Below are 23,437 nucleotides of genomic sequence, written 5' to 3'. Positions count from 1 at the left end.
GCGCTATTTGGAACCGAGCGTCTTGATGGCGTCCGTGTAGGACGATTCCGTGCTGCGCAGCATGGCGGCCGCGTTTTCGAAAGCGCGCTGAACCTTGATCAGCCGCGTCATCTCCAGCATCGGATTGACGTTGGATTCTTCCAGGAAGCCCTGCGCCACGCCGGCATCGAGCCGGTCGACGATGGGCTCCGGCTCGCCGGCCGGGACGATGCCGGAATTGGAGAAGCGGACGAATTCGCCGCCCGGGTCGAAGGTGAAGAGACCGAGAGCGCCGACCTGCTGGTCACGCTGGCGAAGCGTACCGTCGGCACCCGCCGTCGGCGGACCGTTGCGCGGATCGAGCTGGATCGGAGCGCCGCCAGCGTCAAGCACGTTGTAGCCCTCGATGGAGACGAGCTGGCCGGCGTCGGACATGGTGAAGCGCCCGTCGCGGGTCATCACGGTGCCGGCCGGGGTCTCGATGCCGAACCAGGCGTCGCCCCGGATCGCAAAGTCGAACGGATTGCCGGTCTCGCGCATCGGGCCGCTGGTGTTGGATATGTAGGTGTCGCCCGACGAGGCGAAGGAGATCGACTTGTCGCCCAGACCCGAGACGACGTCCTCGAACTTGACGCCCGTGGCGCGGAAGCCGACGGTCGAGCTGTTGGCGACATTGTCGGCGATCGTTTCCAGGCGGCGCTCGAGCGCGATCTGGGATGACAGGGCCACATAGAGCCCGTCCTGCATTGCCATGGCTATCTCTTCATTGACTGGATCGCGAAAAGCGCATCGGTGGAAATGCCGAACTCGACCGGCTGGCTGAACAGGATGCTCGCCGAGGTGAGCGCCGGAGAGGTGGGATTGTTAATCTCCCACAGGCTGGTGAAGCGGGTCAGGAATTCCCCCAGCTTTTCGGGGTCGGAGAAATCCTCGATGTTGAATTTCTGTTCGAAGAACTTGACCTGCTTGTCGATGTCGGCCGAGGCGAAGGCGTCGGGCAGCGACAGGGCGGTACGGATGACGCGCGCAAGCGCGGGATCGGCGAGAACCTCGTAGAACGACGTCAGGCTCGGACCCTTGCGCTCGAAATAGAGCGCCAGGCGGACGCCCTCGTTCTGCTCGCCGGCATTCTCTTCCAGGGTCTGGCGCAGATACTTGTCGACGGCGGGTTGCTGGGCGCGGCTGTAGGTGGTCGCCGTCTCGCCCATGCCCTCGAAGTCGAAGGCAGCGACGAAGGCCTTGTAGTTCAGGTTGTCCGACTTGTTGGCGGGGCTGTCGGGGTCGCGCGTACCGCCATCCAGAAGCTTCTCGATCTGGTCCATGTCCTCCGTCGAGGAATCGAGTTCGTAGGCCGCCATGGCGTAGGTCAGCAGCCGATAGTCGGACATGAACTCCTTGACGGACTTCACCTTGCCGATGTTGGAAAGGTAGTAGTTGGTCTCGGTCTTCACGAATTCGGAATCGCGCGGGATGCCGGCGATTTCGGCCTGCAGGGCGTAGTTGGCCGGCGTCTCGTGCTGCGCCTTGTTGTAGACCGTGGCGAGAGTGCCGCGCGCCGCGAAATTGAATGTCGTGACAAACTCGGCGTAGCGCTTGTCGGAGAGCTTGTTGGCGAAGCTGTCGGGGTCGGAGACGCCTTCCTTCAGGGCCTTGACCATGAAGGCCTTGGCATAGGCCATGTCCTCGAGGCCGTGCGCCTTCATGGCATAGCGGAACAGACGGTCGTCCTTCACGAACTCGTCGATGGACGTAACCTTGGTGATGTTCTCCTGGTAATATTTGGTCTCGCGATCGATGACCGGCTGGTCGCCAACGCGCTCGATGGCCTTCGGCAGGTCCCTCGCGATGAGCTGGTAGCTGAGATAGGTGCTTAGCAAGGGCGTGGTTCCCGACCTGATCAGGAGCCGAAACTAGGCGCGTTTGCTTGCGCGAAGCTTAATGGTGCGAGGCGGCTCCGATTCAAGCCTCACACAAGGCACGGCTTGTACCTCTGGTCGCATCGTTGCGTCTTGGAAGGACACGTGCATTGAGCATCCTGATCGGATTCGTTGTAACGCTCGGCTGCGTCCTCGGCGGCTTCATGGCCATGGGCGGACACATCGAGGTGCTCATCCAGCCCTGGGAAGTCGTCATCATCTGCGGCGCCGCGCTCGGTTCGTTCCTGATCGCCAACCCGATGAAGGTGGTGAAGGATACCGGGAAGGCCACCCTCGAAGCCTTCAAGAATGCGGTGCCGAAGGAGCAGAACTACCTGGAAACGCTCGGGGTCCTGCATTCGCTAATGCGGGAACTGAAAACCAAGTCGCGCAGCGAGGTCGAGGCCCATATCGACAATGCTGACGAGTCGACGATCTTCCAGGCGTTCCCCACGGTCCTGAAGAACCACGACCTTACACATTTCATTTGCGATTACTGCCGCATCATCATCATCGGCAATGCCCGCTCGCACGAGATCGAGGCGCTGATGGACGAAGAGATCCAGACGATCCGCACCGACAAGCTGAAGTGCTATCACGCGCTTACCGCGATGGGCGACGGCTTCCCGGCCATCGGCATCGTGGCCGCCGTGCTCGGCGTCGTGAAGGCGATGGGCGCACTCGACCAGTCGCCCGAGATTCTGGGCGGCCTGATCGGCGCCGCTCTCGTCGGCACCTTCCTCGGCATCTTCATGTCCTACTGCGTTGTCGGCCCGCTGGCGACCAAGGTGAAGTCGGTGCGCGAAAAGCAGAACAGGCTATACATCATCGTCAAGCAGACGCTGCTTGCCTACATGAACGGCTCGCTGCCGCAGGTAGCGATCGAGTTCGGCCGCAAGACGATTTCCGCCTACGACCGGCCGTCGATCGATTCGGTCGAGCAGAGCACGATGAGCAGCGGCGCGGCGCCGGCAGAAAAGGCTGCCTGAGCCATGCGCACCAGCAGGACAATTCGCTGACATGGCTGGACCAGTCCCCACCAGTCCCGCCGACATGCGCGCCTACATCATCGAGCGCCTGGTCGGCGAAACCGGCGAGCCGGATCATGTAACCGAATCCGCCCGCAAACTCGCCGAAAGGGCGGTTCCTGCAATCATCGAGGGCCTGACGGAATCGCTGTCGCTGACCGTCGCCATCGAGCTGAAGACAGTGGAACTGACGCGTTTCGCGGACGCCCGCCCAAAGGGCAAGGGCCACGCGATGACAGTCGCGGCGTCGGCATCGTCCCCCGACGCGATGATCCTGTCGGTCGACGCCAATGCGGTGGCGGTGATCGTCAGCGCCTTCTTCGGCGGCGATCCCGATGCCAAGGTCGCACCGATCTCGCGGCCGCTGTCGCCGACCGAGACCGAGGTGGCGACGCTGTTCTTCGAAGCGATTGCCAAGGCGATGAACGGCTCGGGTGAGCGGGCCTTCGAATTCAAGATGCCGCTGTCGCCGGCAATGAGCGGAGTCGAGCTCGAGAAGCATGTCATCCGGGATGGCCCGGGTGTCCGTGCAGTCTTCTGCATGTCGATGCCGGCAGGCTCCGGGACGTTTGCGCTGACCATGCCGCAACGTGTCCTGCTGAAGCATCGTGGCGGCAATGACGACGCCGCACCCGGCCAGTGGCGGCAGCGCTTCAGCGACGAGGTGATGCGGTCGGCCGTCGAACTCGAGGCGACGATGCCTCTCGCCAGCATGACGCTCGGCGAGGTTGCCCAGTTGCATGAGGGGCAGGTGATCGAGATCGAGCAGCTGGCGCAATCCAAGGCGATGCTGTCGGCGCGGCAGAAGCCGCTCTACGTCTGCGAATTCGGCAAGCTCGGAAAGAATTATACCGTTCGCATCAGGCATCCCTTCGATGCCGGGCAGGAACTCATGGAAGGACTGCTCAGCGCCTAGGGCGCCGAGCGGCTCGGGAAGAACCGGAGAAGATCGATGACACAGACCAGCCCGGCAGCCGAAAAGGCCTCTCCGAACGACGAGCTGAACCGCGCGATCGAAGAGCTGCGGGGGGCCCTGCACGAGGACGACAAGGATCCCGGCAGCAAGCCCGCGGCTGCTGCGGCCACACCCGCGAAACCGAGTGCGGCTTCCGAGGGCGTCGCTACCGCGCCAGGCGGCATGAATTCGGCGCTGATCATGAACATTCCCGTCGAGGTGCAGATCGTGCTCGGCAGCACGGAAATGCCCGTTTCGGACCTGATGGCGCTGCAGAAGGGGTCTACCGTGTCGCTCAACAGGCGGATTGGCGAACCGGTCGACGTGGTGGTCAACGGACGCCGGATCGCGCGCGGCGAAATCACCGTGCTCGAAGGCGATTCCTCGCGCTTCGGCATCAAGCTGACTGAAATCATCGCTTCGGCGAAACCTGCCGGATGAGGTTCGCGTGGAAGAAGCCGAGATGAGCACCGCCGCGAACATGACCCGCACGCAGAAGGCTGCAGCCATTCTCGTTGCAATGGGCAAGCCTTCGGCCAGCAAGCTGCTGCGCTTCTTCAAGCAGGAAGAACTCAAGGCGCTGATCGAGGGAGCGCGGCTTCTGCGCACCATCGATCAGGCGGACCTCGAGAAGATCGTCGCCGAGTTCGAGGCGGAATTCACGGAGGGCGCCGGTCTGCTGGACTCCGCCGACCGGATGGACACCATCCTCACGGAATCGCTGTCGCCGGAAGAAATGAGCGCCCTGATGGGCACCGGGGAAGAGTCCGTGGAGCCGAGCGGTCCGCCGCCGGTCTGGCCGCAGATCGAGCAGGTCGAGCCGGCAAGGCTCGGCACGTTCCTGACCGAGGAGCATCCGCAAACCGCAGCATTGGTGCTGTCCAACCTTTCACCTGCGGCGGCGGCCGCGGCCCTGCTGACACTGGAGAAATCGGTGCGCAGCGAAATCGTCAAGCGCATGATGTCGATGGCCAAGATCCCGGAGGCCGCAACCCGCATCGTCGAGAACCAGTTGCGCAGCCGCCTGCTCGCCGAGAGCTCGACACGCGACACGTCAGCCGGCCAGATTCGCGTCGCCAGCGTGCTCAACGAACTCGAGAAGGAACAGCTCGACGAGATGATGGAAGATCTCGAGAAGTCGGGCACACCGGACCTCGCCGAGTTGAAGGCGCGGTTGTTCGCCTTCGAGGACGTGCTGCTGCTGACCCAGAAGGCCCGTGTGGCGCTGTTCGACAGCGTGTCGACCGAACTGGTGACGCTGGCGCTGCGCAATTCGCAGGCCGCGCTGGCCGAGGCCGTGCTGTCGTCGATCGGCGCGCGCTCGCGGCGCATGGTCGAGTCCGAACTCGCGCAGGGTGCGGACGGCATTGCAGCCACCGACATCGTGCGGGCCCGCAAGGCAATCGCCGCCGCTGCCATCCGCATGGCGCGCGAGGGCGCGTTTGAGCTGCCGACCATGCAGAGTGCGGCGGCCTGACGGGAATGGCCGAGTCCGACGATAAAGACAGCAAAACAGAGGAAGCCACCGAGAAGAAGATCCGCGACACGGTCGAAAAGGGCAAGCTGCCTCATTCGCGTGAGACGACGATCCTCTGTTCCTTCGTGGCAATCCTGGTCTTCGCCGTCTTTTTCGCCGGCGATACGATTGCCAGTGTTGGCAGCTTCCTGGCGATCTTCCTCGAAAAGCCCGACGCGTGGCCGATGGCCACGGTGGACGACGTGGTGGCCCTGTCGCGCATCGTGACGCTCGAGATAGGCAAGGCGGTGGCGGCGCTGCTGATCCTGCTGGTGGTGGCCGGCGTCGGCGCATCGGCGTTCCAGAACCTGCCGCAATTCGTCGGCGAACGCATCCGCCCACAGGCATCGCGTATCTCGATCTCCAAGGGTTGGAACCGGCTCTTCGGCGCGCAGGGCTTTGCCGAATTCCTGAAGTCTCTCGGCAAGCTCACTTTCGCCGCGGCCGTCCTGGTGTTCACCCTTTCGGACAGCCACCGGCGCTTCCTTTCGGGCATGCTGACGCAGACTGCCGACTTCTCACACGTCATCCGCGAGATGGCGATTTCGATCATCCTGTCGATCGTGCTCGTGATGGCGCTGATCGCGGCCGTCGATCTCGTCTGGTCACGCTTTCACTGGAAGCAGGACCTGCGGATGACGAAGCAGGAGGTCAAGGACGAGAACAAGCAGTCGGAAGGCGACCCGATCGTCAAAGCGCGCCTCAGGTCGCTGCAACGCGACCGGGCCCGCAAGCGCATGATAACGGCGGTGCCGCGCGCCACGCTGGTGATCGCCAACCCAACCCACTACGCGATCGCCCTGAAATACGTACGCGACGAAGACAGTGCGCCGCTGGTGCTGGCGAAGGGCCAGGATCTCGTGGCGCTGAAGATCAGGGAGATCGCGGAGGCGAATAATATCCCGGTGTTCGAGGACGTGGCGCTCGCCCGTTCCATGTACAAGCAAGTTTCGGTCGATAGCGTGATACCAGCTCAATTCTACCAGGCCGTCGCAGAACTGGTTCGTATCGTCTATTCCAGCAAGCCCAAGCGCAAAGAGCTTTCATGATCCGACAGCCGCACGCCGCGCCGCGCGAAATGATCGTCGCCGAAGCCATCAAGGAAGTCGTCAGCGAGCTGCGTCTGGTCGACGTGGCCGACTACATCGCCTTCATCCGGCTGGAGCATTTCGCGACCATCTCCGACATCGTCGACTCGGCGGCCGAGATGTTCCTGATGCCGGGAACGCTCAGGCTCGGCCATGGCGGCGAGGCGCATGTCACCTGGACGGAAACCGCGCGGATCGTGCTCGACCTCGAACTGCGGCCCTCGGGTGCCTGCGTCTACTTCGCGCTATCGCTCGACGCCCATGCCGCGTCGATCGAGGTGAACTACGTGGCCTTCGAAAGGCCCGACCCCGATCCGCACGCCAACACGGCCTTCCTGCGCTCGTCGCTCGAGCGAGCGCGCATCCGCAAGACGGAGCCGCGCAGGACGGAGCCGGCCGACCTCGGATAGCCCGGACAAGCGCCTAGTCGATCAGGCCCATGCGCAGGGCCTTGGCCACCGCGTGCATGCGGTTGACGGCATCGAGCTTCTGCGTGGTGTTGGAAAGATACTGGTTGGCGGTGTGGACCGACAGCTTGAGCAGCCTGGCGATCTCATCGCTGGTATAGCCGTTGGCGGTGAGCTTCAGGCATTCGAGTTCGCGCTTCGAGATCAGCGGGACACGCGCGCTTTCGCTGCGCCTGATGCGGGTGACGGCCTCGAAGAGGGCGAAGCAGCGGGCGTGGATGTCGAACAGGGCGGGAAGTTCGAGCGTGATATCCGGCCCGAAGAACATGACCAGTCCGCATCCACGGTCGGCATGCACGGGGAAGGCCATTCCCGACGTGCCGGGTGACAGCGGCTCGATCTGCTTGCACCAGCCTGGCTTTGCCTGCTGTTCGCGGGCCGGCGTGCCGTCGCTCCACCAGCAGGGGACTGTCGAGGTGCGCGCGTGCTTGACGATGCCGGAGCGGTCGTTGCCCTGGATCAGTTCGGTATCCGGTGCGAGCGACGGGTATGCAGAATCGAAGCAGGGCGCAAGAAAGTGCCGGTCCAGCGACGGACCGATCAGGAAGACGCTGAAGGCCACGGCGTTGATGTCGACGGCGATCCAGCGGCAGCGGCGCACGGCGTCCGGCACGGTGACGGGATGGAAAGGCTCCACGCCCGGCGAGAATGCTCCGAAGGGATTGCGGTGCTCGCCGATTGGGTCGCCGCCTTGCGACGCGTTTTCGGCCGGATCGGTCAAATGATGCCGCTCCTGATCGCGGTCGCTATCGCCATGGCACGATTGTTGGCCGACAGTTTGTGGATCGCGTGGGTGATGTAGTTGCTGACGGTGTTGCTGGAGACGCCCAGAATGAGCGCGACTTCGTCGGTGGTCTTGCCTTCGGCAACCCATACCAGACACTCGCGCTGACGCTCCGACAGACGGTCCTGCGCGGTTGCCGCGCCGAACAGGGCGGGCAGTTGCGACAGCGCGTAACAGCAGCGCAGTTGGGCGCCGGTCAGCATGTCCTGCGCGATCCGGCCGGTCTCGGCGGCCGAGAAGAGAAGAAAGAAGCGCTGGCCGCCGACATAAAGCCTGAGCGAGAAGATCTCCGAATGGCCGAGCACGTCGAGGAGCTTGGCCTCCTCGCCGTTCATCACGCAGGCGGCACTTGGCGCCTCGGCAGGCGCAACACCGCGCGGTTTGACGCCGGGCGCCGCGGCGGGTGCCTGGGCGAGGCTGGCGATCAGGCGGTGGCCGACCAGCTCAATGGCGTCGTGAATCCAGTTGGACGCAAGAATGCGTGCCGTGTTCTGGTCCTGGTCGTGCTGGATCGAGACCAGCATGTAGGCGTCGGCGCCGATGTCGGCGGTCAACGTCATGAAAAAGCTCGTGAGGTCGCCCCTGGACGAAAGTCGGCCGGCAAAGCTGTCCGGTTCTATCTGGGTGGCAAGGCTCGTCATGAACTCGTTTTCGGCGGAATCAATCTGGGTGCCCGACCCCTGGCGACGCCAGCGGACGAACCTGAAAATACGCGATCACAATGGAAAACACGGTCTACGGACTCGGCTACTGCCGATCGGCCGAATCCGGGTGCCTCGTACGAAACACGTCGTGCCTCATTACGGAAAAACCCCGCAACATCAGGCATTTGTGGCTCGCCGCGCCCCCGAGCAGCGGCTGATTCGGGTCTAATCTACCTGCACTCGAATCCGACATCAAACCCATATTGACAAAAAATCGAAAGGCGACTCCGCGACGAGACTCACAGGGCCCGGCAAGCCCGATTTCTGTGTGTGTGGAGTGGGCGAGAGCGTTTCGGGGCGAAGTACGCACCGGCAATGACGGCACATGCACTACCCAAGCCGGCGCGAATCTGATTCACACCATACTGGTGCCATGAAATACGGAGATGGTTGCGACGGGTGGTGGCTGGTCGCAACGAGTGAAGGCTAGCATGAATTGGGTCTATGACCGCGTCGTTCGCCACAGGTGCGTAAACTATCACATTTGGTCAGCAACCGAGGGCGGCAGCACCGTTTACGCGCTGACCCGGACAGCCGCGCTGGCGCCACGCCAAGTGGCTTCCTATGGGTCGATGGAAGAGGTCTTCCGCAGGACCGGCGTCGAGATCGAGAAGGCTGCGCCGGGCGCTGCGCGCCCCTACCGACCGACGCCGAGACCGGCAGTCGGCCTCTATCGTACCAGCGACGGCTGGGCCGAAGTGGATTACGGCCACCGCACGGGCGCGGTGCCGCGCGAGCTCTACGAGCGCAAGGAATACATGCCACCGTTTGACAGTCTTCCGAAGGAAGCGGCGGTGCGCGAGCCGCTGCCGCAGCAGCTGCAGCGCTAGATAGCCGCCACGCCAAGCTGGCAACACGGCACAAAAAAAGCCGCCTCGAAGAGAGGCGGCTTTTTTTCAGTATGATGGCTCAGTTCTGACGGCCGAACCAGTCGTCGACATCGCGGCGGGCCCGGTCCTTCTCGATGCCGTAGCGCTCCTGAATCTTGCCTTCGAGCTGGTCTCGGCGACCGGCGATCTCGTCGAGATCGTCGTCGGTCAACTTGCCCCACTGCTCCTTCACGTTGCCCTTGAACTGCTTCCAGTTACCTTCGACGCGGTTCCAATCCATGACTTCTTCCTTTCACGTTTCAGGCGCTGTTTTCGCCTCGCACCTCAACGCGGCGGGTGCTGAATGGTTCAGAGGAATTTTTCACATTCAGGCGAGTTTCGGCCAGAAACGCCCGTCCGCCTGCCGGAACCTTTCGCCGACATCCGGCTTATTCCAGCGCAACTCAAAACGCGGGAGAAAACTATGCATGGCATTATCTATATCGTCGGCCTGATCGTGGTCATCATGGCGGTGCTTTCCCTGTTCGGGCTGCGCTGAACGCGAACAACCATTTCAACCCAGCGCATTTTTCAGGAGGGCACCACATGGCACTAGCCGAAGACCGCACGGTCCTCGCCACAGGCGACAGCGACCATTCCTATATCGACTGGCCGGCAATCATCGCCGGCACGGTGCTGGCAACAGCAATTTCCTTTGTTCTCATGACATTCGGCTCAGCGATCGGCCTGACGCTTACCTCGGCCTACGAGGGACGCGGAATGACGCTGTTCTGGTTCGCCATTGCCGCTGCGCTCTGGATGCTCTGGGTGCAGATTTCCAGCTTCATGGCGGGTGGCTACCTGACCGGCCGCATGCGCCGGCGCAACTACGACGCTACCGAATATGAATCAGACATACGCGACGGCTCGCACGGGCTGATCATGTGGGCCGTTTGCGTTCTGCTGGGGGCGCTGATCGCATTCTCCGGCATATCGGCCGTGGTAGCGACTGCGACGGGCGCGGCAAGCACGGTCGCCGCCGGTGCGGCAGCGGGTGCGGCCGGCAATGCCGACGAAATGCTCGGCGAGGGCGACAGCCTTCTGGTTGATCGGCTGCTTCGCTCGACGAATGCTACGGCCCAGCCGACAACCGCCGATAACCGCGGTGAGGTTGGCCGTATCATCGCCGGCGCGCTTGAAGACGACGAGCTTGCGGACGCCGACAGGCAGTATCTCGCCAGCATCGTGGCCGCACGCTCCGGCCTGACGCAGGAAGAGGCACAGGCGCGTGTCGACGAGACCTGGGCACAGGCTCAGCAGGCTCGCGCAGTAGCCGAGGAAGCGGCCGAAACTGCCCGTCGTGTCGGGTTGATCGCAGCCTTCCTGACAGCTGCTTCGCTGTTTGCCAGTGCCATCGGCGCCTATTTCGGCGCTACTCTGGGCGGCAACCATCGCGACAAGCAGGTCATGGTGGCCGGCTGGTACAGGCCCTGGTAAATTCGCCTCGCGTGTGAATCGCTAAGACCCGCTGCTCCGGCAGCGGGTCTTTCTGTTTGCCGCAGACGGCCCCGAACTGGCATCAATTTGCAAGCATGGAAACCACGAGCCAGAGCCCGGCGATCACTATGAGTACAGCGCCGGCCAACAGGGTGTAGCGCAGAAAGAGATGCCTGGCCCTGCCGGCCGAAGCTCGGCCGGTTTCCAGAAGCTGGCGCTGCTCCGCCGCCTTGCCGGCCCGCCTGCCGACTTCCCTGAGTTGCCTTGTGTCCATCTGCCGCCCCCTCGAGAGGGCATCGACAATCGGTACATCACCCGTCGATGCAAATTGTTCGCCGACGCGCACAATACTGCGCCCGGTGGAACGGACCAAGATGAGCGAGCGAGAAACCCCAGGACGTGACTTGCGTGACCTGCTGGCCGCTGTCGGCCAATTGCTTCTTGCCTGGGGCTGGCTCGAGGAGGCCATCAAGGTGCGTCTCACGGAGATCGAGCCGTCAACGACGAAGCCATCGAAGGATCCGATCTTTCGCCGGTGGCTTGGTGCGGAGGATCCCACGCCGGAATTCCTCGCGTTGTACGATGAGATCGCGCGCATTTCCGTAACACGGAACTCGATTGCTCACGGGTTGGCTTCAGCTAGGGGAAATCCGTGAGAATACAGAGAGCCGGCCGTAGTCTGTCGAACACTGTCGGGTGAAGTTATGATTACCCTGTCGGAACTACAGCTAGTTGGCGCCTCACTTGAGCGGGCTCTCACCGCGTAGGAAGACTGAGGTATGCGAATCTTGGCCGATGACGACCGTGCCCGATCCGGGGAACGAGCAAGCGGCGCAAGACGCAAGGTATTGTTGTGAGAAGTGGTAGCGGGAGAGGGACTTGAACCCCCGACCCCAGGATTATGATTCCCGTGCTCTAACCAACTGAGCTACCCCGCCAGGGCGGCGGAAGGCCCGAAACGCATCCCAAGGTGGAGGGGGCATGTCGAGGCGTTCGCCAAGGTCGGGCGGATATAGTGGCGGAGCGGCGAGCCTGTCAAGCGCGCAACGGCGATGCAGTCATCACTTTGCGCGGCAAATCGACCGGGAGCGGTCCGGCTGCCACGGTGGGCTTGAGTTAGCGGCCCCGCGCCTTTATGTGTCCGCAGCATAATCCTGAGTTGGCAATTGATGAAACCGCGTATTGCAGTCCTTGGATGCGGGTACTGGGGCTCCAACCATATCCGCACCCTGAAGGCACTCGGCGCGCTGCACGCCGTGTCCGACGCTAATGGCGCGCGTGCGGAAGGCTTTGCCAGCGAGCAGTCCTGCCTTGCCATCAGTCCTGACGAACTGTTTTCGCGTGAGGATGTCGACGGGATCGTCATGGCGCTGCCGCCGCAGTATCACGCCGATCTCGCGATCCGCGCCGTTGAGGCCGGCAAGGACGTGCTTGTCGAGAAGCCTATCGCGCTGACCGTCGCAGACGGAGAACGGGCGGTTGCCGCGGCCAACGCCAACAAGCGCGTCTTCATGGTCGGCCACGTCTTGCGCTTCCACCCGGCCTTCGAGCGGCTGAAGGAACTGATCGACGCCGGCGAACTCGGCGAGGTCAAGTACATCCATTCGCACCGGCTGGGGCTCGGCAAGTTCCACACCGAGAACGACGCGCTGTGGGATCTGGCGCCGCACGACCTGTCGATGATCCTGGCGATAACCGGCAGCGAGCCGATCGAGGTGCGCGGCGAGGGCGCGGCGCTGCTCGACCACCTGTCCGACTTCGCGCATCTGCACATGCGGTTTCCCAACGGCATGCGCAGCCATCTCTTCACCTCGCGCCTCAACCCCTACCGCGAACGGCGCCTCACCGTCGTGGGTACCAAGTCGATGGCGGTGTTCGACGACGTCGAGCCGTGGGAGAAGAAGCTCGCCGTCTACCGCCACGCGGTATGGCAGGACAGCGGCCAGTGGGCCTTCACCAACAATGAGCCGTCCTATGTCGAGGTCGAGCAGGGCATGCCGCTGACGCGTGAGCTGGAGCACTTCCTGTCCTGCATGAAGACGCGATCAGCGCCGCGCACCAGCGGCGAGGAAGCGGTCGCCGTGCTGCGCATCCTGACGGCCGGGACGGTCGGCCACTCCTGAAGGGCGAGAACGTTTGGCCGGCCATCGCGAAACGCTTCGCAGGTGGTAAAACGCGGGAAAGGCTATTCCGCGGGAATGCCTGCAAGCTTCGACAGCATCGCCTCGGCTTCCCTGCCGCGCTCGGAGCGCTCGATGAAGCCGCCGCCGAGCACGCGGGCATCATTCTCCTCGCCGGCGTAGAGGACGCAGGCCTGGCCCGGCGCGATGCCGGATTCGCCTTCGCTGAGCTCCACCCAGGTCGCGCCGTCGCCATGGTGCAGGATGACCGGGCGCGGAGGCCGGGTCGAGCGCACCTTGGCGAAGAGTTCTAACCCGTCGGCCGGGATGGCATCGAGCGAACCGTCGCCCAGCCAGTTGACGTCGCGCAGGAAAACCTTGCGGGTCTCCAGCGCCTCGCGCGGACCGACGATGACGCGGGCCCGCTCGGCATCGAGATGCACGACATAGAGCGGCTCGCCAGCCGAGACGCCGATGCCGCGCCGCTGGCCGACCGTGTAGCGCAGAATGCCTTCATGGCGGCCGAGCGTGCGGCCGTCTATGTGGACGATGTCGCCGGGAGTGACGGCGGCCGGCTGCAGCTTGGCGATGATGTCGGCGTATTTTCCCTGCGGCACGAAGCAGATGTCCTGGCTGTCGGCCTTGTCGGCGACGACCAGCCCCATTTCCTCGGCAATGGCGCGCACCTGCGGCTTGGGCATGCCGCCGAGCGGAAAGCGCAGATAGTCGACCTGCTCCTGGGTGGTGGCGAACAGGAAGTAGCTCTGGTCCCTGTCGGAATCGACGGGACGGTAGAGCGCCCGGTGCGCGCCGTTCTGCCGCGAGCGGATATAGTGGCCGGTGGCGAGTGCTGCCGCGCCAAGTTCCTGCGCGGTGGTCAGGAGGTCGGCGAATTTGACGGTCTGGTTGCAGGAAACGCAGGGGATGGGAGTCTCGCCGGCAACATAGCTCTGGGCGAACGTATCGATCACCGCCTTGCGGAAGCGTTCCTCGTAGTTCAGCACGTAGTGCGGAATGCCGAGCTTCTCGGCCACGCGCCTTGCATCGTCGATGTCGCGGCCCGCGCAACACGACCCTGTGCGGTGGGTGGCGGCGCCATGATCGTAAAGCTGCAGCGTCATGCCGACGACGTCATAGCCCTCACGCTTCAGGATGCCGGCGACGACAGAGGAATCGACGCCGCCCGACATGGCAACCACGACTCGCGTGTCCTCGGGCCTTCCTGGCAGGTCTAGGCTGTTGATCTGCATGACATTCCGCATTGTTCATGGGCTTTGAGCCCGTCCGGCCGAATATAGGACAGGCCGCGCCCGGTTGCCAGCCGGACAGATTTTGGCGGCCGAAAGCCGGGACGGTTAAACTGCCGGTGAATTTACTAACGGGGGATTCAGGATCGTTACTTATCCATTAGGGCTCGCTTAGGCAATTTTTAAAGCTGTGGCGGTAATGTGACTTCGATTGCGTCTTAGAGTTTTGTGGTTGTGTAGAGAGTACGATGACCGATCTGATTAGACCTCGCGTCAAATATGTGATTGGGCCGGACGGCAGCCCGCTGACAATTGCGGACCTGCCGCCAACCAACACCCGGCGCTGGGTTATCCGGCGCAAGGCAGAAGTGGTGGCTGCCGTCAGGGGCGGATTGCTCAGCCTCGAAGAAGCTTGCCAGCGCTACAAGCTGACGACGGAAGAGTTTCTGTCGTGGCAGGCCTCGATCGACGAATACGGCCTGGCCGGCCTGCGCACCACGCGCATCCAGCAATACCGCCACTGACACCCGCGGGACGCCGTCCCGATCTCCTAGGAAGCATGACCCGGCCGCCTGGCCATCTGCGACGCCGCGGCGGTTAGACCCGCCGAGGCGGCGAAGAACCAAAGGCCAGGCATCGTGAAGGCGGTCGCGAGGCCGCTGGTCTTGGCCGCGAAGATAACCAGGGCCACCAGCACGACGTCGAGCATGGACCAGTTTGCCATGCCCCTGACCCAGGCCGGAACGCGCGCGCCCTGGCCCTCGCTGCCATGGGCGGCAAGATGCAGCAGGCAGAGCTTGGTGCAGGGAAAAATCACCGAAAACAATGCGATCAAGGCCGAGAGCAGCCGGTCGCCCTCAATCCACAGGCCCGCGATCATGGCGATCAGCGAGGGCTGGTCGGAAAATACGAACAATCGTTCGATGCGCACCAATGGCAGCACGATGCCGAGCGCAAGACAGAAGGTTGCCAGAAACAGGACGAGCGGGAAAGCAAGGCGCATGGCCGAGCCTTAGCCGATCAGGCGGTCCCGCGAAAGTGGAGGGGCGGGTTGCCGCTAGCCGATCATGGCGCTGCGCGCGCCGCTGTCGTGGTCGCGATTCTTGGCGTCACGCGACTCGAGCATCTCCGCCTTGGAAAGCTCCGCTTCAGCTTCGGCTAGTAATGATTCGGCAGCGTTCCTCTGCTGCAGGAGATCATGCTGTGAATTTTTCAGGTTGTCGCGCCGCAGGCGGGCCGCCTTTGCGAAGGTCGGATAGGCAAAATGGGTGATGTCGGTAATGCCGGCCTTCTTTTCCTCGGCGAGGATCTGGACCTCCAGTTCACCCGCCATGCGCTCGAACTCGGCAATCATCATGTCGAGTTGCAGAAGCTGCCTCCGCTTGTCGTTCACCTGAAACTGTTTCAGCCGAACCAGGTTCTCACGTGTTTTCATCGTCTGAAACTCCCGGATACGCAGATACTCATACTCACTACCACTACGCGGTTAATCGAAGCGGCCGGCATCATAGGAAACAGACTCCTAAGATTTTTCGGCCCCGGTAACCATTCGTTTACGCGCATTGTTAATCATACGGGTCAGGACTTAAGGCGGGGTAAAAATCCCGGGTGACGCGCAGATTGTACGCCGAGCTGGTTAGTTTGGATTGTTAATGTTGCACGTTAAGAAGATGGCGGAATGAATCCGCTTTAGATTCAACAGGGTATATGCTGGGGCTGAAGAATCTGTTATCGCGAGCTGCGGGGGATTAGGTTTTGTTAACCATTCGGTGGCAGCCTGCGAAACAGGCACACACTGCTCCGGTACCGGAAGGCTCGCGAAATCGGTCCGACGGCAGGATAAGGGGAATAGCATGCGCGTTCTGCTGATAGAAGACGACAGTGCAACCGCACAAAGCATCGAGTTGATGCTGAAGTCGGAGAGTTTTAATGTCTATACGACGGACCTGGGCGAAGAAGGCGTCGATCTGGGTAAGCTCTATGACTATGATATCATTCTGCTGGATCTGAATTTGCCTGATATGTCAGGCTATGAAGTCTTGCGGACACTGCGCCTTTCAAAGGTGAAGACGCCAATTCTTATCCTTTCCGGCATGGCCGGCATCGAGGACAAGGTGCGCGGCCTGGGCTTTGGCGCCGACGATTACATGACAAAGCCGTTCCACAAGGACGAGCTCGTCGCCCGAATTCACGCCATCGTGCGCCGGTCGAAGGGTCACGCCCAGTCGGTCATCACCACTGGCGACCTGGTGGTCAATCTCGACGCCAAGACGGTCGAGGTCGGCGGCCAGCGCGTGCACCTCACCGGCAAGGAATACCAGATGCTGGAGCTGCTCTCGCTGCGCAAGGGCACTACGCTCACCAAAGAAATGTTCCTCAACCATCTGTATGGCGGCATGGACGAACCGGAACTGAAGATCATCGACGTCTTCATCTGCAAGCTGCGCAAGAAGCTCGATGCCGCATCCGGCGGACAGAACTACATCGAGACGGTGTGGGGACGCGGCTATGTGCTGCGGGAACCGGAAGAAATTCGCGTCAGCGCCTGATAGTTCTCAGGAAGATTCAAAGGCTTCAACCCGGCTCTGCCGGGTTTTTGCTGTTTGCGAAGCGTGGTCGCAGCGGATGGCCGCGACGTGCCGGGAAGCGTGTCGGAATGGAAGAAGTGGTTGCTGGGATGCGGCTCTAGGCTGCGTCTTGCAGGCTGCGGAAACGGTCGAGCAGCTGTGGCCGGTTGAACGGCTTAAGCAGATAACCCTGGGCGCCGGCGCGCTTGGCACGCATGATGGCGCCAATGTCGACCTCGGTCAGGCAAATCGCGATCTGCGGCTTGACCGGCGTCTCGATGGCGCGAACGCGACGGATGAACTCGACCGCCGACATGTCGGGCAAAGCGCCGTCGACGACGATGATCTCGGGCATGTCATTGGTGCACAGCGCTATGGCGTCGAAGCCCGTCGAGGCCTCAATGATCTGCAGGTCCGGGCCGCCCAAGATCCGCTTGGCGACTTTCCTGATCACAGCCGAGTCGTCGACGAACATGCAGCGCTTCATTATCCGGTCCTCATGGTCGCGCCCGTTAGGCCAGAGGCTCGGGCGTCATTAGTCTGGACGGTAGCCCATCTGTATGAACAACCATAAAACCGGTAAGGTAAAATTTTCGGAAACCCGCTGCCCGTAGCGCCTTTATTCGATAACCGGGCGTCAATACTACGCCTGGGTTGCCGCTGCTGTCAGTACGACTTCATCGGCGCTTGCGTGGATCGAGACGGTCATGTTCGCCTCATGGGCGAGGAGCAGCGTGTAGTAGGGCTGCACCGCATGCGCGTCGATCGCTTCCTCGGGCTTGCGGCCGGAGTGAAGTTCGAGAAATTTCGGTGGCACGCGCAGCATCGGGCCGCTTGAGGACAGCGTGAACTTCGGGTGGGTATGGACGTCCTCCAGCGAGATGACGATCTTGCCGCCACGCGGTATGGCCGCGAGCGCCACGAGTACCAGATTGAGCAACAGCTTGACCTGGTTCTTGGGCAGCAGGGCGCGTTCGCCTTTCCAGACGAGCTCGGGCTTTTCGTTGCGCATGAAAGCCGTGGTAACGGCCTCGGCGTCGCCGGTATCGATCTGCATGCCGGCCGAACCGGCTGCGCCGAAGGCGATGCGGGCAAACTGCAGCCTTGCCGACGCGTTGCGCGCGCTCTGGCGGATCAGGCTCATGGCGTCCTCGTCGGCACCACCCTCGTCCAGCAACTCGAGACCGTTGTTGATGGCGCCCACCGGCGAGATGATGTCGTGGCAGACGCGGCTGCACAGAAGGGCGGCCAGGTCGGGTGCGGTGAGGGTGAAAAGTTCTGACATGCGCAATGGTCCCCTTAGAGGTCAAAGAAAGCCGCGGATCGCCTCCCCAAACCGCGAATCAAGGCTTGCAGCGAATACTTTGGTACACAGCACGCCGCGTCGCGGCAAGGAAACCCGGCCCATCGGCGACGACTTGCTAACACCGGCAGCGGGGCCTGGCGCCGATCGCCCGGGAACGGCCCTTGAACCGCCATGATTTCGGGTATGCTTAATGGTTGAAAAAGGATTGCGGCCTAGTTTGGCGGCTGATCCGAGATCAAGCGGCCACAAGAGCCGCAGCAGGGCATGGCGTCGGCGAATCGGCTCCCCGGACGGAGATTGGAAGCATGTTTTCCCGACTGAACGACCGGATCGTTTTCCGGCTCATCGCGTCACTGTTTGCGCTGTCGTGCATTCTGGCGCTGTCTGCGTCGCCGACGCGCGCGCAGGCCTACACGGCTGAAGAGATCGTCGATTCCGGCCATCGCTTCTTCGGCGCCACGTCAGGCGGGCTGGCCAGCGTGATCGAGCAAATATTCTCCTCCTATGGTCTGCCGAACGGCTATGTCCTCGGCGAAGAAGGCTCGGGCGCGATCGTCGGGGGCCTGACCTACGGCGAGGGCACGCTCTACACCAAGAACGCCGGCGACCACAAAGTCTTCTGGCAGGGACCCTCGCTCGGCTGGGATTTCGGCGGGCAGGGTTCGCGCACCATGATCCTCGTCTACAATCTCGACGATGTTTCCAACCTCTACAACAGGTTCGGCGGCGTGGCGGGCTCGGCCTATGTGGTGGCAGGCGTCGGCTTCAACGTGTTGAAGAACGGCAACATGCTGCTCGTTCCGGTACGCACCGGTGTCGGTGCGCGTCTAGGCGTCAATGTCGGCTATCTGAAGCTGACCGAGAAGCCGACATGGAACCCGTTCTGAGGCAAAACGCCGCCTCGGAGAACGGGATGGCTGTCGCTCCAGGCTGAACAGCTCGCTCAGAGAAGAGCGGGTGCGGCACGGTTCGCGCCCATCGCGTTTCAGCATGGCACTGGATTTTGCACCGTGCGGCGTGGCACAATCGGTTGAGGCCGGTTGTCGCCGGCCGAAACGGAAAATGCTTCAGCCATGCAGTCTGTCCTGTTCTTCGTACTCGGCTTCCTGTCTGCCGGGTTTATCTCCCTGATCGTTGCGCCGGCCGTCTGGCGCCGCGCCGCCTTCCTGACGCGCAAGCGCATCGAGGCGTCGGTGCCGTTGACGCTGGCGGAAATCCAGGCCGACAAGGACCGCATGCGGGCGGAGTTCGCGATGGCGACGCGCCGGCTGGAAATCAACTTCAAGACTTTCCGGGAGAAGGCCGCCGCCCAGATCGTCGAGATCAACCGCAACCGCGAAGAACTCAAGCGGCTGATGTCTGAGCGCGACGAGCGCCATGAGGCGCTGACCCGGCTCGAAGCCCAGGCCGGCGAGGTGCGCGCCGAGCTGCGCAAGCGCGAAGACCAGTTGCAGGTGCTGGCCGAACAACTCGCCCAGGCCGAGCAGACACTCGAGCAGCGGGCCGAGGAAATCGAGAAGCTCGGCCGCATGTATGATGAGGCGACGTTCACCGCCTCGAACCGCCAGCTCGAACTGGTGGCGCGCGAGGGCGAGATCGAGAAACTGTCGGCCGACATGGCGACGCTGCGCAGCGAGCGGCGCGACATGGACCGCCGCAACAAGGAAGTCGCCACCGAGAGCAGGTCGGCGCGCGAGGCACTGAAGACGGAACAGGAGCGCGCGCTGGCGCTGGAGGCGCGGATCGAGCGGCTGCTCGCGACGATCGCCGACCGCGACGACAAGCTCGATCGCCAGGAACGCGAAATGGCAAGGTTGCGCGAGGGCGTGAAGAGCAGCGGCGCCACGGAGGATCGCGTCAATGCCAAACTCGTGGCAACGCAGGCCGAAAAGGCAAAGGTCGAGGCCGACTACTCCGAACTGCAGGCCAAGATGGCGACCTATCTCTCCGGTGCAAAGCACAAGGACATGGAGAAGACGCTCGCCAAGGTATCGGCCGACCGCGATCTGCTCGAAGAACGGCTGAAGCTGCTGACGCGCGAGAACCGGAAGCTCAAGGTGGACATCGCAGTGCACGAGCGCACGAAGTCTGAGGACTGGACTGGCGAGCGGCGCGCCAGCGAGATGCTACGCGAGCAGATGAACGATCTGGCGGCGGAAGTGGTGCGGCTGACGGCGGCGCTCGACGGGCCGGAATCACCGATCGCCAAGTCGATCCGCGGATCCGGGGCCCACGCGGCCAATGGCGACGGCAAGGTTGTCAGCCTGGCCGACCGGGTGCGCGCGCTGCAAAAGGCCGCGGCGGCGGCTGAGGCTCAATAACGGCTGAACTGGTGCAGGGCGATGGCCGAGGCGGCGGCGACATTGAGGCTGTCGAAGCCCGGCGACATGCCGATTCGCGCCGTCGCGAGGCGTGAGAGCAGAGCTTCGGGCAGTCCTTCGCCCTCGGTGCCGAGGAACAGCGCCAGGCGCTCCGGCCTCGGAATAGCCCTGATATCTGCCGCGCCGGCAGGCGACAGGGCGAGTTGCTCGAAGCCGTTGCCGGCGAGCATTCCGGCAAGGCCTGCCGCGTCTTCGCCGACCGCGAAGGGAATTTTCAGCGCGGCCCCGACCGAGACGCGGATCGCCTTGCGGTAGAGCGGGTCGCAGCAAGCTCGGTCAAGCAGGACGGCGTCGATGCCGAAGGCCGCCGCGTTGCGGAAGATGGCGCCGACATTGTCGTGATTGGCGAGCCCGACCAGCACCAGGACCAAGGCCTGCGCAGGCAGCGCCGCGATCAGTTCCTCAGGCGGCTGAGGCGGCAGCTTCCTGCCGACGGCAAGAATCCCCCTGTGAATGTGGAAGCCGGCAATGGCATCCATCACGGCCTGAGAGGCGGCATAGACGGGCATGTCGGGCGGCGCCTGTTCCAGGGTGCCAGCCAGGCCGGGCAGCCGGTTTTCCAGTACCAGCGCGGATTCCGGCGTGAAGCGCGCGGAGGAAAACAGCACGTTCAGAACAACCTTGCCCTCGGCGATGAAGCGGCCGTGCCTGCCGGCAAGATCGCGCTCGCGGATGGAGAGGTAGGGCGCGACGCGAGAATCGGCCGGGTCGTCAATGCGGATGGCTTGCATGGGAAGACTATGCAGGATGCGGCGCGGATTGCTACTGCCCGCGCGCGTTGCGCGCGAGATCGACAAGCACGCTTCGTAGCGCGCCGGCATTGGCGAGGGGTTCGGGAAAGAAGACCCTGTCGATATCGTCGCCGGCCGCAATGTCGAAGCCTTCGACGTCGATGCCGGTCATCCGCCAGTCGGCGTCTGCGGCACCGGCAAGGTGACGGGCAATCGCAGCGATCGCATCGAGATGGTCGGCATTCATGTGATCGAGCGCGTCCTGCTCGGCTTCAGCCAAGGCGTCGACCGCCGGCCCGGCGAGAAGCAGGTCGTCGCGGTCGAGTAAATAAGCCTTGCCAAAGCCGCCATTGAGGCTGGCGCGCTCGGGCTCAAGGCGAAAGATGGCGAAATCTCCGAGCCCGATATAGAGACGGGCCTTGGGGTTGCGGTTCAGGTAGCGGCGCCTGGCCCGGGTGCCGGCCGGCGAACCGGGTTCGAGTCGTTCGGCGCGACAGACTAGCGTGACGCGCGGATGGGCAAGCGGATCACCTTTTCCGGGCTGGCCGAGAAGGAGAGAGCAGCCCGGATCTGCCGTAATCGCCGGGGTATGGGCCGAGAGTTGCGAGACGAGGATGAGCGGCGCGCCGTCGGCATCGGTAGCGACGCCGACACGGCTGGCGAGCGGATAACCGGTAGCGGGATCGAGCACGGCGAGCGACCCCGAACGCGCCGTGCGCACCAACTGATGCGCCAGCCGGATGGCTTGCGCGTCGGTCTCGCGAATGACGTCCTTGCTGTCCTTGGTCACGCTTGCTCCAAAAATCTAGTCCAGCCGCCCAATCGGCTGCCGCATGTCTCGGAAGGCCGAGCGCGAGAACGAGCCTATCTTGGCGCCATGCGCAGCGCGCCGTCGAGGCGGATGACCTCGCCGTTCAGCATCTGGTTGCCGACGATGTGGAGCGCAAGGGCGGCATATTCCGAAGGATCGCCGAGCCGGGACGGGAAGGGCACGGAGGCGCCGAGCGAATCCTGCGCCTCCTGCGGCAGGCCCCGCAGCATCGCGGTGCTGAAGATGCCGGGCGCAATCGTCATGACGCGGATGCCGAGCTTGGCAAATTCGCGCGCGATCGGCAGCGTCATGCCGACGACGCCGCCCTTTGACGAGGCGTAGGCCGCCTGGCCGATCTGGCCATCATAGGCGGCGATCGAAGCGGTGTTGACGATGACGCCGCGTTCGCCGCCGTCGAGCGGATCGAGCGAGGCCATGCGGTCCGCGACCAGCCGAATCGTGTTGAACGTGCCGATCAGATTGACCTCGACAACCTTGCGGAAGGCATCGAGCGGATGGGGGCCGTCGCGTCCGAGCGTCTTCGACGCGATCGCGATGCCGGCGCAGTTGACCAGAATGCGCGGCGAGGCCAGTTGCTCGATGGTCTGGGCTAGAGCCGTTTCCACGCTGATTGCGTCGGCCACATCGCATTTCAGCGCAATGCCGCCGATATCCGACGCCACCTTTTCGGCTGCGTCGAGGCCGAGGTCGAGGATCGCGACGCTGGCGCCAGCTGCGGCAAGCGCCCGAGCGGTTGCCTCCCCGAGGCCGGAGCCGCCGCCGGTTACGATTGCCGTGTGACCCTTTGGATTCATGCCATTGCCTTTGACTGCATTGCAGCAGTTTCGGCCAGCGGCTCGTCTTCCGCAACCCTGGCGAGATCGGCGTGACAGACCTCGCCGGCGAGGCGCGCGACAGCGCCGGGGACGAATTCGACGGCGAGCAGCCGGTTGGGGTCGACCGGGCGGGACATGACGATCTGACCGCGGGGTATCCTGCTGAAGCCGAGCGGTCCGTAATAGGGCTCGTCGCCGACCAGGAGGACCGCCGGCGCCTTGGCCTTTTCGGCGGCTTCCAGCGCGATCCTAACGAGCTTGCGGCCGATGCCGACATTCTTGAAGGCGGGGCGGACGGCGAGCGGCCCTAGCAACAGGGCGCGACCAGCGCCTGCAGCGATACGAGTCAGCCTTACGGAGGCGATGACCACGCCGCCATTCAACGCGACGAAGGAGAGGTCGCGCTCGTGCGGACCGCCCTCGCGGATGCGGTAGGCGGCGCGGACGAAGCGGCCCGGCCCGAAGGCCTCCGCGTTGATGTCTTCGATCTCGGCATCGTGCGCCGGAGCTTCCGGCAGGTAAGTCACGTCGGCAGGGGTCATGGTCTTTGCGTTCCGGTCAGACAAGGAAGGTGACCGCCAAGCGGCGGCGTAGGCCAATCGGCGCCGTTCAGGCGCGGGCTTCCATTCGTCGTCGGTCAAACCGGAATTCGGCAAAGATGCTTGTCATGGGACGTTTCCGCTAGCACCAAATCG

30 protein-coding genes and 1 tRNA gene are annotated in these 23,437 nt (G+C 63.3%); 15 read left to right on the top strand and 16 right to left on the bottom strand.

The features are described 5' to 3' along the window. Window positions 1-3 precede the first annotated feature (3 nt). Entirely contained in the window at window positions 4-726 is a 723-nt protein-coding gene (gene flgF, locus ACT2BZ_RS01005) for a flagellar basal-body rod protein FlgF (protein ID WP_457941440.1), read from the bottom strand. Between the two features lie 8 nt (window positions 727-734). Continuing rightward, window positions 735-1,856: a DUF1217 domain-containing protein gene (locus ACT2BZ_RS01000; RefSeq protein WP_457938640.1), complete on the bottom strand. Its 1,122-nt coding sequence runs from the start codon at window positions 1,854-1,856 to the stop codon at window positions 735-737. A gap of 149 nt (window positions 1,857-2,005) precedes the next feature. Here ACT2BZ_RS01000 and motA point away from each other — a divergent pair, with 149 nt between their 5' ends. Genes motA through ACT2BZ_RS00970 form a run of 6 tightly spaced genes read left to right on the top strand, consistent with a single transcriptional unit; the run spans window position 2,006 to window position 6,892 of the window. Beyond that, a complete protein-coding gene (gene motA / locus ACT2BZ_RS00995) occupies window positions 2,006-2,884 on the top strand; it encodes a flagellar motor stator protein MotA (RefSeq protein WP_457938639.1) in 879 nt (292 codons plus the stop codon). Window positions 2,885-2,915: 31 nt separating this feature from the next. Continuing rightward, window positions 2,916-3,839 carry a FliM/FliN family flagellar motor switch protein gene (locus tag ACT2BZ_RS00990; RefSeq protein ID WP_457938637.1) on the top strand — a complete coding sequence of 308 codons (924 nt, stop codon included), beginning with the start codon at window positions 2,916-2,918 and terminating at the stop codon, window positions 3,837-3,839. 36 nt (window positions 3,840-3,875) lie between these two features. Beyond that, on the top strand, window positions 3,876-4,319 hold the full coding sequence (fliN, locus tag ACT2BZ_RS00985; RefSeq protein WP_457938636.1) for a flagellar motor switch protein FliN: 444 nt from the start codon (window positions 3,876-3,878) through the stop codon (window positions 4,317-4,319). A 22-nt stretch (window positions 4,320-4,341) separates the two neighbouring features. Next, window positions 4,342-5,355 carry a FliG C-terminal domain-containing protein gene (locus ACT2BZ_RS00980; RefSeq protein ID WP_457938634.1) on the top strand — a complete coding sequence of 338 codons (1,014 nt, stop codon included), beginning with the start codon at window positions 4,342-4,344 and terminating at the stop codon, window positions 5,353-5,355. A gap of 5 nt (window positions 5,356-5,360) precedes the next feature. Next, window positions 5,361-6,443, top strand: coding sequence for a flagellar biosynthesis protein FlhB (flhB, locus tag ACT2BZ_RS00975; RefSeq protein WP_457938633.1), 1,083 nt, complete (start codon window positions 5,361-5,363; stop codon window positions 6,441-6,443). Further along, entirely contained in the window at window positions 6,440-6,892 is a 453-nt protein-coding gene (locus ACT2BZ_RS00970; RefSeq protein ID WP_457938631.1) for a hypothetical protein, read from the top strand. Before flhB ends, ACT2BZ_RS00970 begins: the two co-directional genes overlap by 4 nt. Before the next feature lie 13 nt (window positions 6,893-6,905). On the opposite strand, the gene ACT2BZ_RS00965 is transcribed toward ACT2BZ_RS00970, so the two are convergent. Then, window positions 6,906-7,670 carry a helix-turn-helix transcriptional regulator gene (locus ACT2BZ_RS00965; protein WP_457938629.1) on the bottom strand — a complete coding sequence of 255 codons (765 nt, stop codon included), beginning with the start codon at window positions 7,668-7,670 and terminating at the stop codon, window positions 6,906-6,908. Continuing rightward, window positions 7,667-8,374 carry a helix-turn-helix transcriptional regulator gene (locus ACT2BZ_RS00960; protein WP_457938627.1) on the bottom strand — a complete coding sequence of 236 codons (708 nt, stop codon included), beginning with the start codon at window positions 8,372-8,374 and terminating at the stop codon, window positions 7,667-7,669. Before ACT2BZ_RS00960 ends, ACT2BZ_RS00965 begins: the two co-directional genes overlap by 4 nt. Window positions 8,375-8,868: 494 nt before the next feature. On the opposite strand from ACT2BZ_RS00960, the gene ACT2BZ_RS00955 reads away from it, so the two are divergent. Continuing rightward, a complete protein-coding gene (locus ACT2BZ_RS00955; RefSeq protein ID WP_457938626.1) occupies window positions 8,869-9,267 on the top strand; it encodes a hypothetical protein in 399 nt (132 codons plus the stop codon). Window positions 9,268-9,346: 79 nt separating this feature from the next. Here the strand turns inward: ACT2BZ_RS00955 and ACT2BZ_RS00950 are convergent, their stop codons facing one another. After that, entirely contained in the window at window positions 9,347-9,547 is a 201-nt protein-coding gene (locus ACT2BZ_RS00950) for a CsbD family protein (protein ID WP_457938624.1), read from the bottom strand. 63 nt (window positions 9,548-9,610) lie between these two features. On the opposite strand from ACT2BZ_RS00950, the gene ACT2BZ_RS00945 reads away from it, so the two are divergent. Further along, on the top strand, window positions 9,611-9,805 hold the full coding sequence (locus ACT2BZ_RS00945) for a hypothetical protein (protein WP_457938623.1): 195 nt from the start codon (window positions 9,611-9,613) through the stop codon (window positions 9,803-9,805). 47 nt (window positions 9,806-9,852) lie between these two features. After that, entirely contained in the window at window positions 9,853-10,743 is an 891-nt protein-coding gene (locus tag ACT2BZ_RS00940; protein WP_457938621.1) for a hypothetical protein, read from the top strand. 82 nt (window positions 10,744-10,825) lie between these two features. Here the strand turns inward: ACT2BZ_RS00940 and ACT2BZ_RS00935 are convergent, their stop codons facing one another. After that, the gene (locus tag ACT2BZ_RS00935) at window positions 10,826-11,017 is read right to left on the bottom strand and encodes a hypothetical protein (RefSeq protein ID WP_457938619.1); all 192 of its coding nucleotides are present in this window, start codon (window positions 11,015-11,017) and stop codon (window positions 10,826-10,828) included. Between the two features lie 100 nt (window positions 11,018-11,117). Between ACT2BZ_RS00935 and ACT2BZ_RS00930 the strand changes: the two genes are divergently transcribed. Further along, complete coding sequence (locus ACT2BZ_RS00930) at window positions 11,118-11,399, top strand: hypothetical protein (protein ID WP_457938617.1); 282 nt, start codon at window positions 11,118-11,120, stop codon at window positions 11,397-11,399. Window positions 11,400-11,604: 205 nt separating this feature from the next. Here the strand turns inward: ACT2BZ_RS00930 and ACT2BZ_RS00925 are convergent. Next, window positions 11,605-11,681, bottom strand: a tRNA-Met gene (locus tag ACT2BZ_RS00925). 231 nt (window positions 11,682-11,912) lie between these two features. Between ACT2BZ_RS00925 and ACT2BZ_RS00920 the strand changes: the two genes are divergently transcribed. Next, window positions 11,913-12,866, top strand: a complete 954-nt coding sequence (locus tag ACT2BZ_RS00920; RefSeq protein WP_457938616.1) for a Gfo/Idh/MocA family protein — start codon at window positions 11,913-11,915, stop codon at window positions 12,864-12,866. Window positions 12,867-12,928: 62 nt separating this feature from the next. Here ACT2BZ_RS00920 and mnmA read toward each other — a convergent pair whose 3' ends face one another. After that, entirely contained in the window at window positions 12,929-14,107 is a 1,179-nt protein-coding gene (gene mnmA, locus ACT2BZ_RS00915) for a tRNA 2-thiouridine(34) synthase MnmA (protein WP_457941439.1), read from the bottom strand. Window positions 14,108-14,358: 251 nt separating this feature from the next. Between mnmA and sciP the strand changes: the two genes are divergently transcribed. Then, complete coding sequence (gene sciP, locus ACT2BZ_RS00910) at window positions 14,359-14,634, top strand: CtrA inhibitor SciP (RefSeq protein WP_023679563.1); 276 nt, start codon at window positions 14,359-14,361, stop codon at window positions 14,632-14,634. 26 nt (window positions 14,635-14,660) lie between these two features. Here the strand turns inward: sciP and ACT2BZ_RS00905 are convergent, their stop codons facing one another. Beyond that, window positions 14,661-15,113 (bottom strand): paraquat-inducible protein A, encoded by a 453-nt coding sequence (locus ACT2BZ_RS00905; protein WP_457938614.1) that lies wholly within the window; start codon window positions 15,111-15,113, stop codon window positions 14,661-14,663. Window positions 15,114-15,167: 54 nt separating this feature from the next. Next, window positions 15,168-15,545, bottom strand: a complete 378-nt coding sequence (locus ACT2BZ_RS00900) for a flagellar export protein FliJ (protein ID WP_457938612.1) — start codon at window positions 15,543-15,545, stop codon at window positions 15,168-15,170. A gap of 418 nt (window positions 15,546-15,963) precedes the next feature. Here ACT2BZ_RS00900 and ctrA point away from each other — a divergent pair, with 418 nt between their 5' ends. Then, entirely contained in the window at window positions 15,964-16,659 is a 696-nt protein-coding gene (gene ctrA / locus ACT2BZ_RS00895) for a response regulator transcription factor CtrA (protein WP_457938611.1), read from the top strand. Window positions 16,660-16,795: 136 nt separating this feature from the next. Here ctrA and ACT2BZ_RS00890 read toward each other — a convergent pair whose 3' ends face one another. Together ACT2BZ_RS00890 and chpT are read right to left on the bottom strand one after the other, a co-directional pair. After that, window positions 16,796-17,164: a response regulator gene (locus ACT2BZ_RS00890; RefSeq protein WP_457938610.1), complete on the bottom strand. Its 369-nt coding sequence runs from the start codon at window positions 17,162-17,164 to the stop codon at window positions 16,796-16,798. Window positions 17,165-17,320: 156 nt separating this feature from the next. Next, complete coding sequence (chpT, locus tag ACT2BZ_RS00885; protein WP_457938609.1) at window positions 17,321-17,962, bottom strand: histidine phosphotransferase ChpT; 642 nt, start codon at window positions 17,960-17,962, stop codon at window positions 17,321-17,323. Window positions 17,963-18,288: 326 nt separating this feature from the next. Between chpT and ACT2BZ_RS00880 the strand changes: the two genes are divergently transcribed. Further along, on the top strand, window positions 18,289-18,870 hold the full coding sequence (locus ACT2BZ_RS00880; protein ID WP_457938607.1) for a DUF1134 domain-containing protein: 582 nt from the start codon (window positions 18,289-18,291) through the stop codon (window positions 18,868-18,870). Window positions 18,871-19,056: 186 nt separating this feature from the next. Further along, on the top strand, window positions 19,057-20,304 hold the full coding sequence (locus ACT2BZ_RS00875; RefSeq protein ID WP_457938605.1) for a hypothetical protein: 1,248 nt from the start codon (window positions 19,057-19,059) through the stop codon (window positions 20,302-20,304). On the opposite strand, the gene ACT2BZ_RS00870 is transcribed toward ACT2BZ_RS00875, so the two are convergent. From ACT2BZ_RS00870 to ACT2BZ_RS00855, 4 genes are all read right to left on the bottom strand, one after another. Next, complete coding sequence (locus ACT2BZ_RS00870) at window positions 20,298-21,095, bottom strand: TrmH family RNA methyltransferase (protein WP_457938603.1); 798 nt, start codon at window positions 21,093-21,095, stop codon at window positions 20,298-20,300. The genes ACT2BZ_RS00875 and ACT2BZ_RS00870 overlap by 7 nt on opposite strands. Window positions 21,096-21,126: 31 nt before the next feature. Next, window positions 21,127-21,885, bottom strand: a complete 759-nt coding sequence (locus ACT2BZ_RS00865; protein ID WP_457938601.1) for a HugZ family pyridoxamine 5'-phosphate oxidase — start codon at window positions 21,883-21,885, stop codon at window positions 21,127-21,129. Window positions 21,886-21,959: 74 nt separating this feature from the next. Beyond that, window positions 21,960-22,721 carry an SDR family NAD(P)-dependent oxidoreductase gene (locus ACT2BZ_RS00860; RefSeq protein WP_457938599.1) on the bottom strand — a complete coding sequence of 254 codons (762 nt, stop codon included), beginning with the start codon at window positions 22,719-22,721 and terminating at the stop codon, window positions 21,960-21,962. Beyond that, complete coding sequence (locus tag ACT2BZ_RS00855; RefSeq protein WP_457938598.1) at window positions 22,718-23,284, bottom strand: GNAT family N-acetyltransferase; 567 nt, start codon at window positions 23,282-23,284, stop codon at window positions 22,718-22,720. Before ACT2BZ_RS00855 ends, ACT2BZ_RS00860 begins: the two co-directional genes overlap by 4 nt. Between the last annotated feature and the right edge of the window lie 153 nt (window positions 23,285-23,437).

Source organism: Mesorhizobium sp. 10J20-29 (genome assembly GCF_054130485.1).
The sequence above is the reverse complement of the archived record's forward strand: the minus strand, read 5'-3'. Positions and strand labels throughout refer to the sequence as shown.

Coding starts and splice junctions, on each gene's coding strand:
- ACT2BZ_RS00990 (WP_457938637.1), top strand. CDS start 2,916: ATGGCTGGACCAGTCCCCACCAGTCCCGCCGACATGCGCGCCTACATC.
- ctrA (WP_457938611.1), top strand. CDS start 15,964: ATGCGCGTTCTGCTGATAGAAGACGACAGTGCAACCGCACAAAGCATC.
- ACT2BZ_RS00870 (WP_457938603.1), bottom strand. CDS start 21,095: ATGCAAGCCATCCGCATTGACGACCCGGCCGATTCTCGCGTCGCGCCC.
- ACT2BZ_RS00940 (WP_457938621.1), top strand. CDS start 9,853: ATGGCACTAGCCGAAGACCGCACGGTCCTCGCCACAGGCGACAGCGAC.
- ACT2BZ_RS00960 (WP_457938627.1), bottom strand. CDS start 8,374: ATGACGAGCCTTGCCACCCAGATAGAACCGGACAGCTTTGCCGGCCGA.
- fliN (WP_457938636.1), top strand. CDS start 3,876: ATGACACAGACCAGCCCGGCAGCCGAAAAGGCCTCTCCGAACGACGAG.
- ACT2BZ_RS00970 (WP_457938631.1), top strand. CDS start 6,440: ATGATCCGACAGCCGCACGCCGCGCCGCGCGAAATGATCGTCGCCGAA.
- ACT2BZ_RS00930 (WP_457938617.1), top strand. CDS start 11,118: ATGAGCGAGCGAGAAACCCCAGGACGTGACTTGCGTGACCTGCTGGCC.
- flhB (WP_457938633.1), top strand. CDS start 5,361: ATGGCCGAGTCCGACGATAAAGACAGCAAAACAGAGGAAGCCACCGAG.
- ACT2BZ_RS00890 (WP_457938610.1), bottom strand. CDS start 17,164: ATGAAGCGCTGCATGTTCGTCGACGACTCGGCTGTGATCAGGAAAGTC.
- ACT2BZ_RS00920 (WP_457938616.1), top strand. CDS start 11,913: ATGAAACCGCGTATTGCAGTCCTTGGATGCGGGTACTGGGGCTCCAAC.
- sciP (WP_023679563.1), top strand. CDS start 14,359: ATGACCGATCTGATTAGACCTCGCGTCAAATATGTGATTGGGCCGGAC.
- ACT2BZ_RS00980 (WP_457938634.1), top strand. CDS start 4,342: ATGAGCACCGCCGCGAACATGACCCGCACGCAGAAGGCTGCAGCCATT.
- ACT2BZ_RS00855 (WP_457938598.1), bottom strand. CDS start 23,284: ATGACCCCTGCCGACGTGACTTACCTGCCGGAAGCTCCGGCGCACGAT.
- flgF (WP_457941440.1), bottom strand. CDS start 726: ATGCAGGACGGGCTCTATGTGGCCCTGTCATCCCAGATCGCGCTCGAG.
- chpT (WP_457938609.1), bottom strand. CDS start 17,962: ATGTCAGAACTTTTCACCCTCACCGCACCCGACCTGGCCGCCCTTCTG.
- ACT2BZ_RS00905 (WP_457938614.1), bottom strand. CDS start 15,113: ATGCGCCTTGCTTTCCCGCTCGTCCTGTTTCTGGCAACCTTCTGTCTT.
- ACT2BZ_RS00880 (WP_457938607.1), top strand. CDS start 18,289: ATGTTTTCCCGACTGAACGACCGGATCGTTTTCCGGCTCATCGCGTCA.
- ACT2BZ_RS00955 (WP_457938626.1), top strand. CDS start 8,869: ATGAATTGGGTCTATGACCGCGTCGTTCGCCACAGGTGCGTAAACTAT.
- ACT2BZ_RS00935 (WP_457938619.1), bottom strand. CDS start 11,017: ATGGACACAAGGCAACTCAGGGAAGTCGGCAGGCGGGCCGGCAAGGCG.
- ACT2BZ_RS00945 (WP_457938623.1), top strand. CDS start 9,611: ATGGTTCAGAGGAATTTTTCACATTCAGGCGAGTTTCGGCCAGAAACG.
- ACT2BZ_RS00900 (WP_457938612.1), bottom strand. CDS start 15,545: ATGAAAACACGTGAGAACCTGGTTCGGCTGAAACAGTTTCAGGTGAAC.
- ACT2BZ_RS00875 (WP_457938605.1), top strand. CDS start 19,057: ATGCAGTCTGTCCTGTTCTTCGTACTCGGCTTCCTGTCTGCCGGGTTT.
- ACT2BZ_RS00950 (WP_457938624.1), bottom strand. CDS start 9,547: ATGGATTGGAACCGCGTCGAAGGTAACTGGAAGCAGTTCAAGGGCAAC.
- ACT2BZ_RS00860 (WP_457938599.1), bottom strand. CDS start 22,721: ATGAATCCAAAGGGTCACACGGCAATCGTAACCGGCGGCGGCTCCGGC.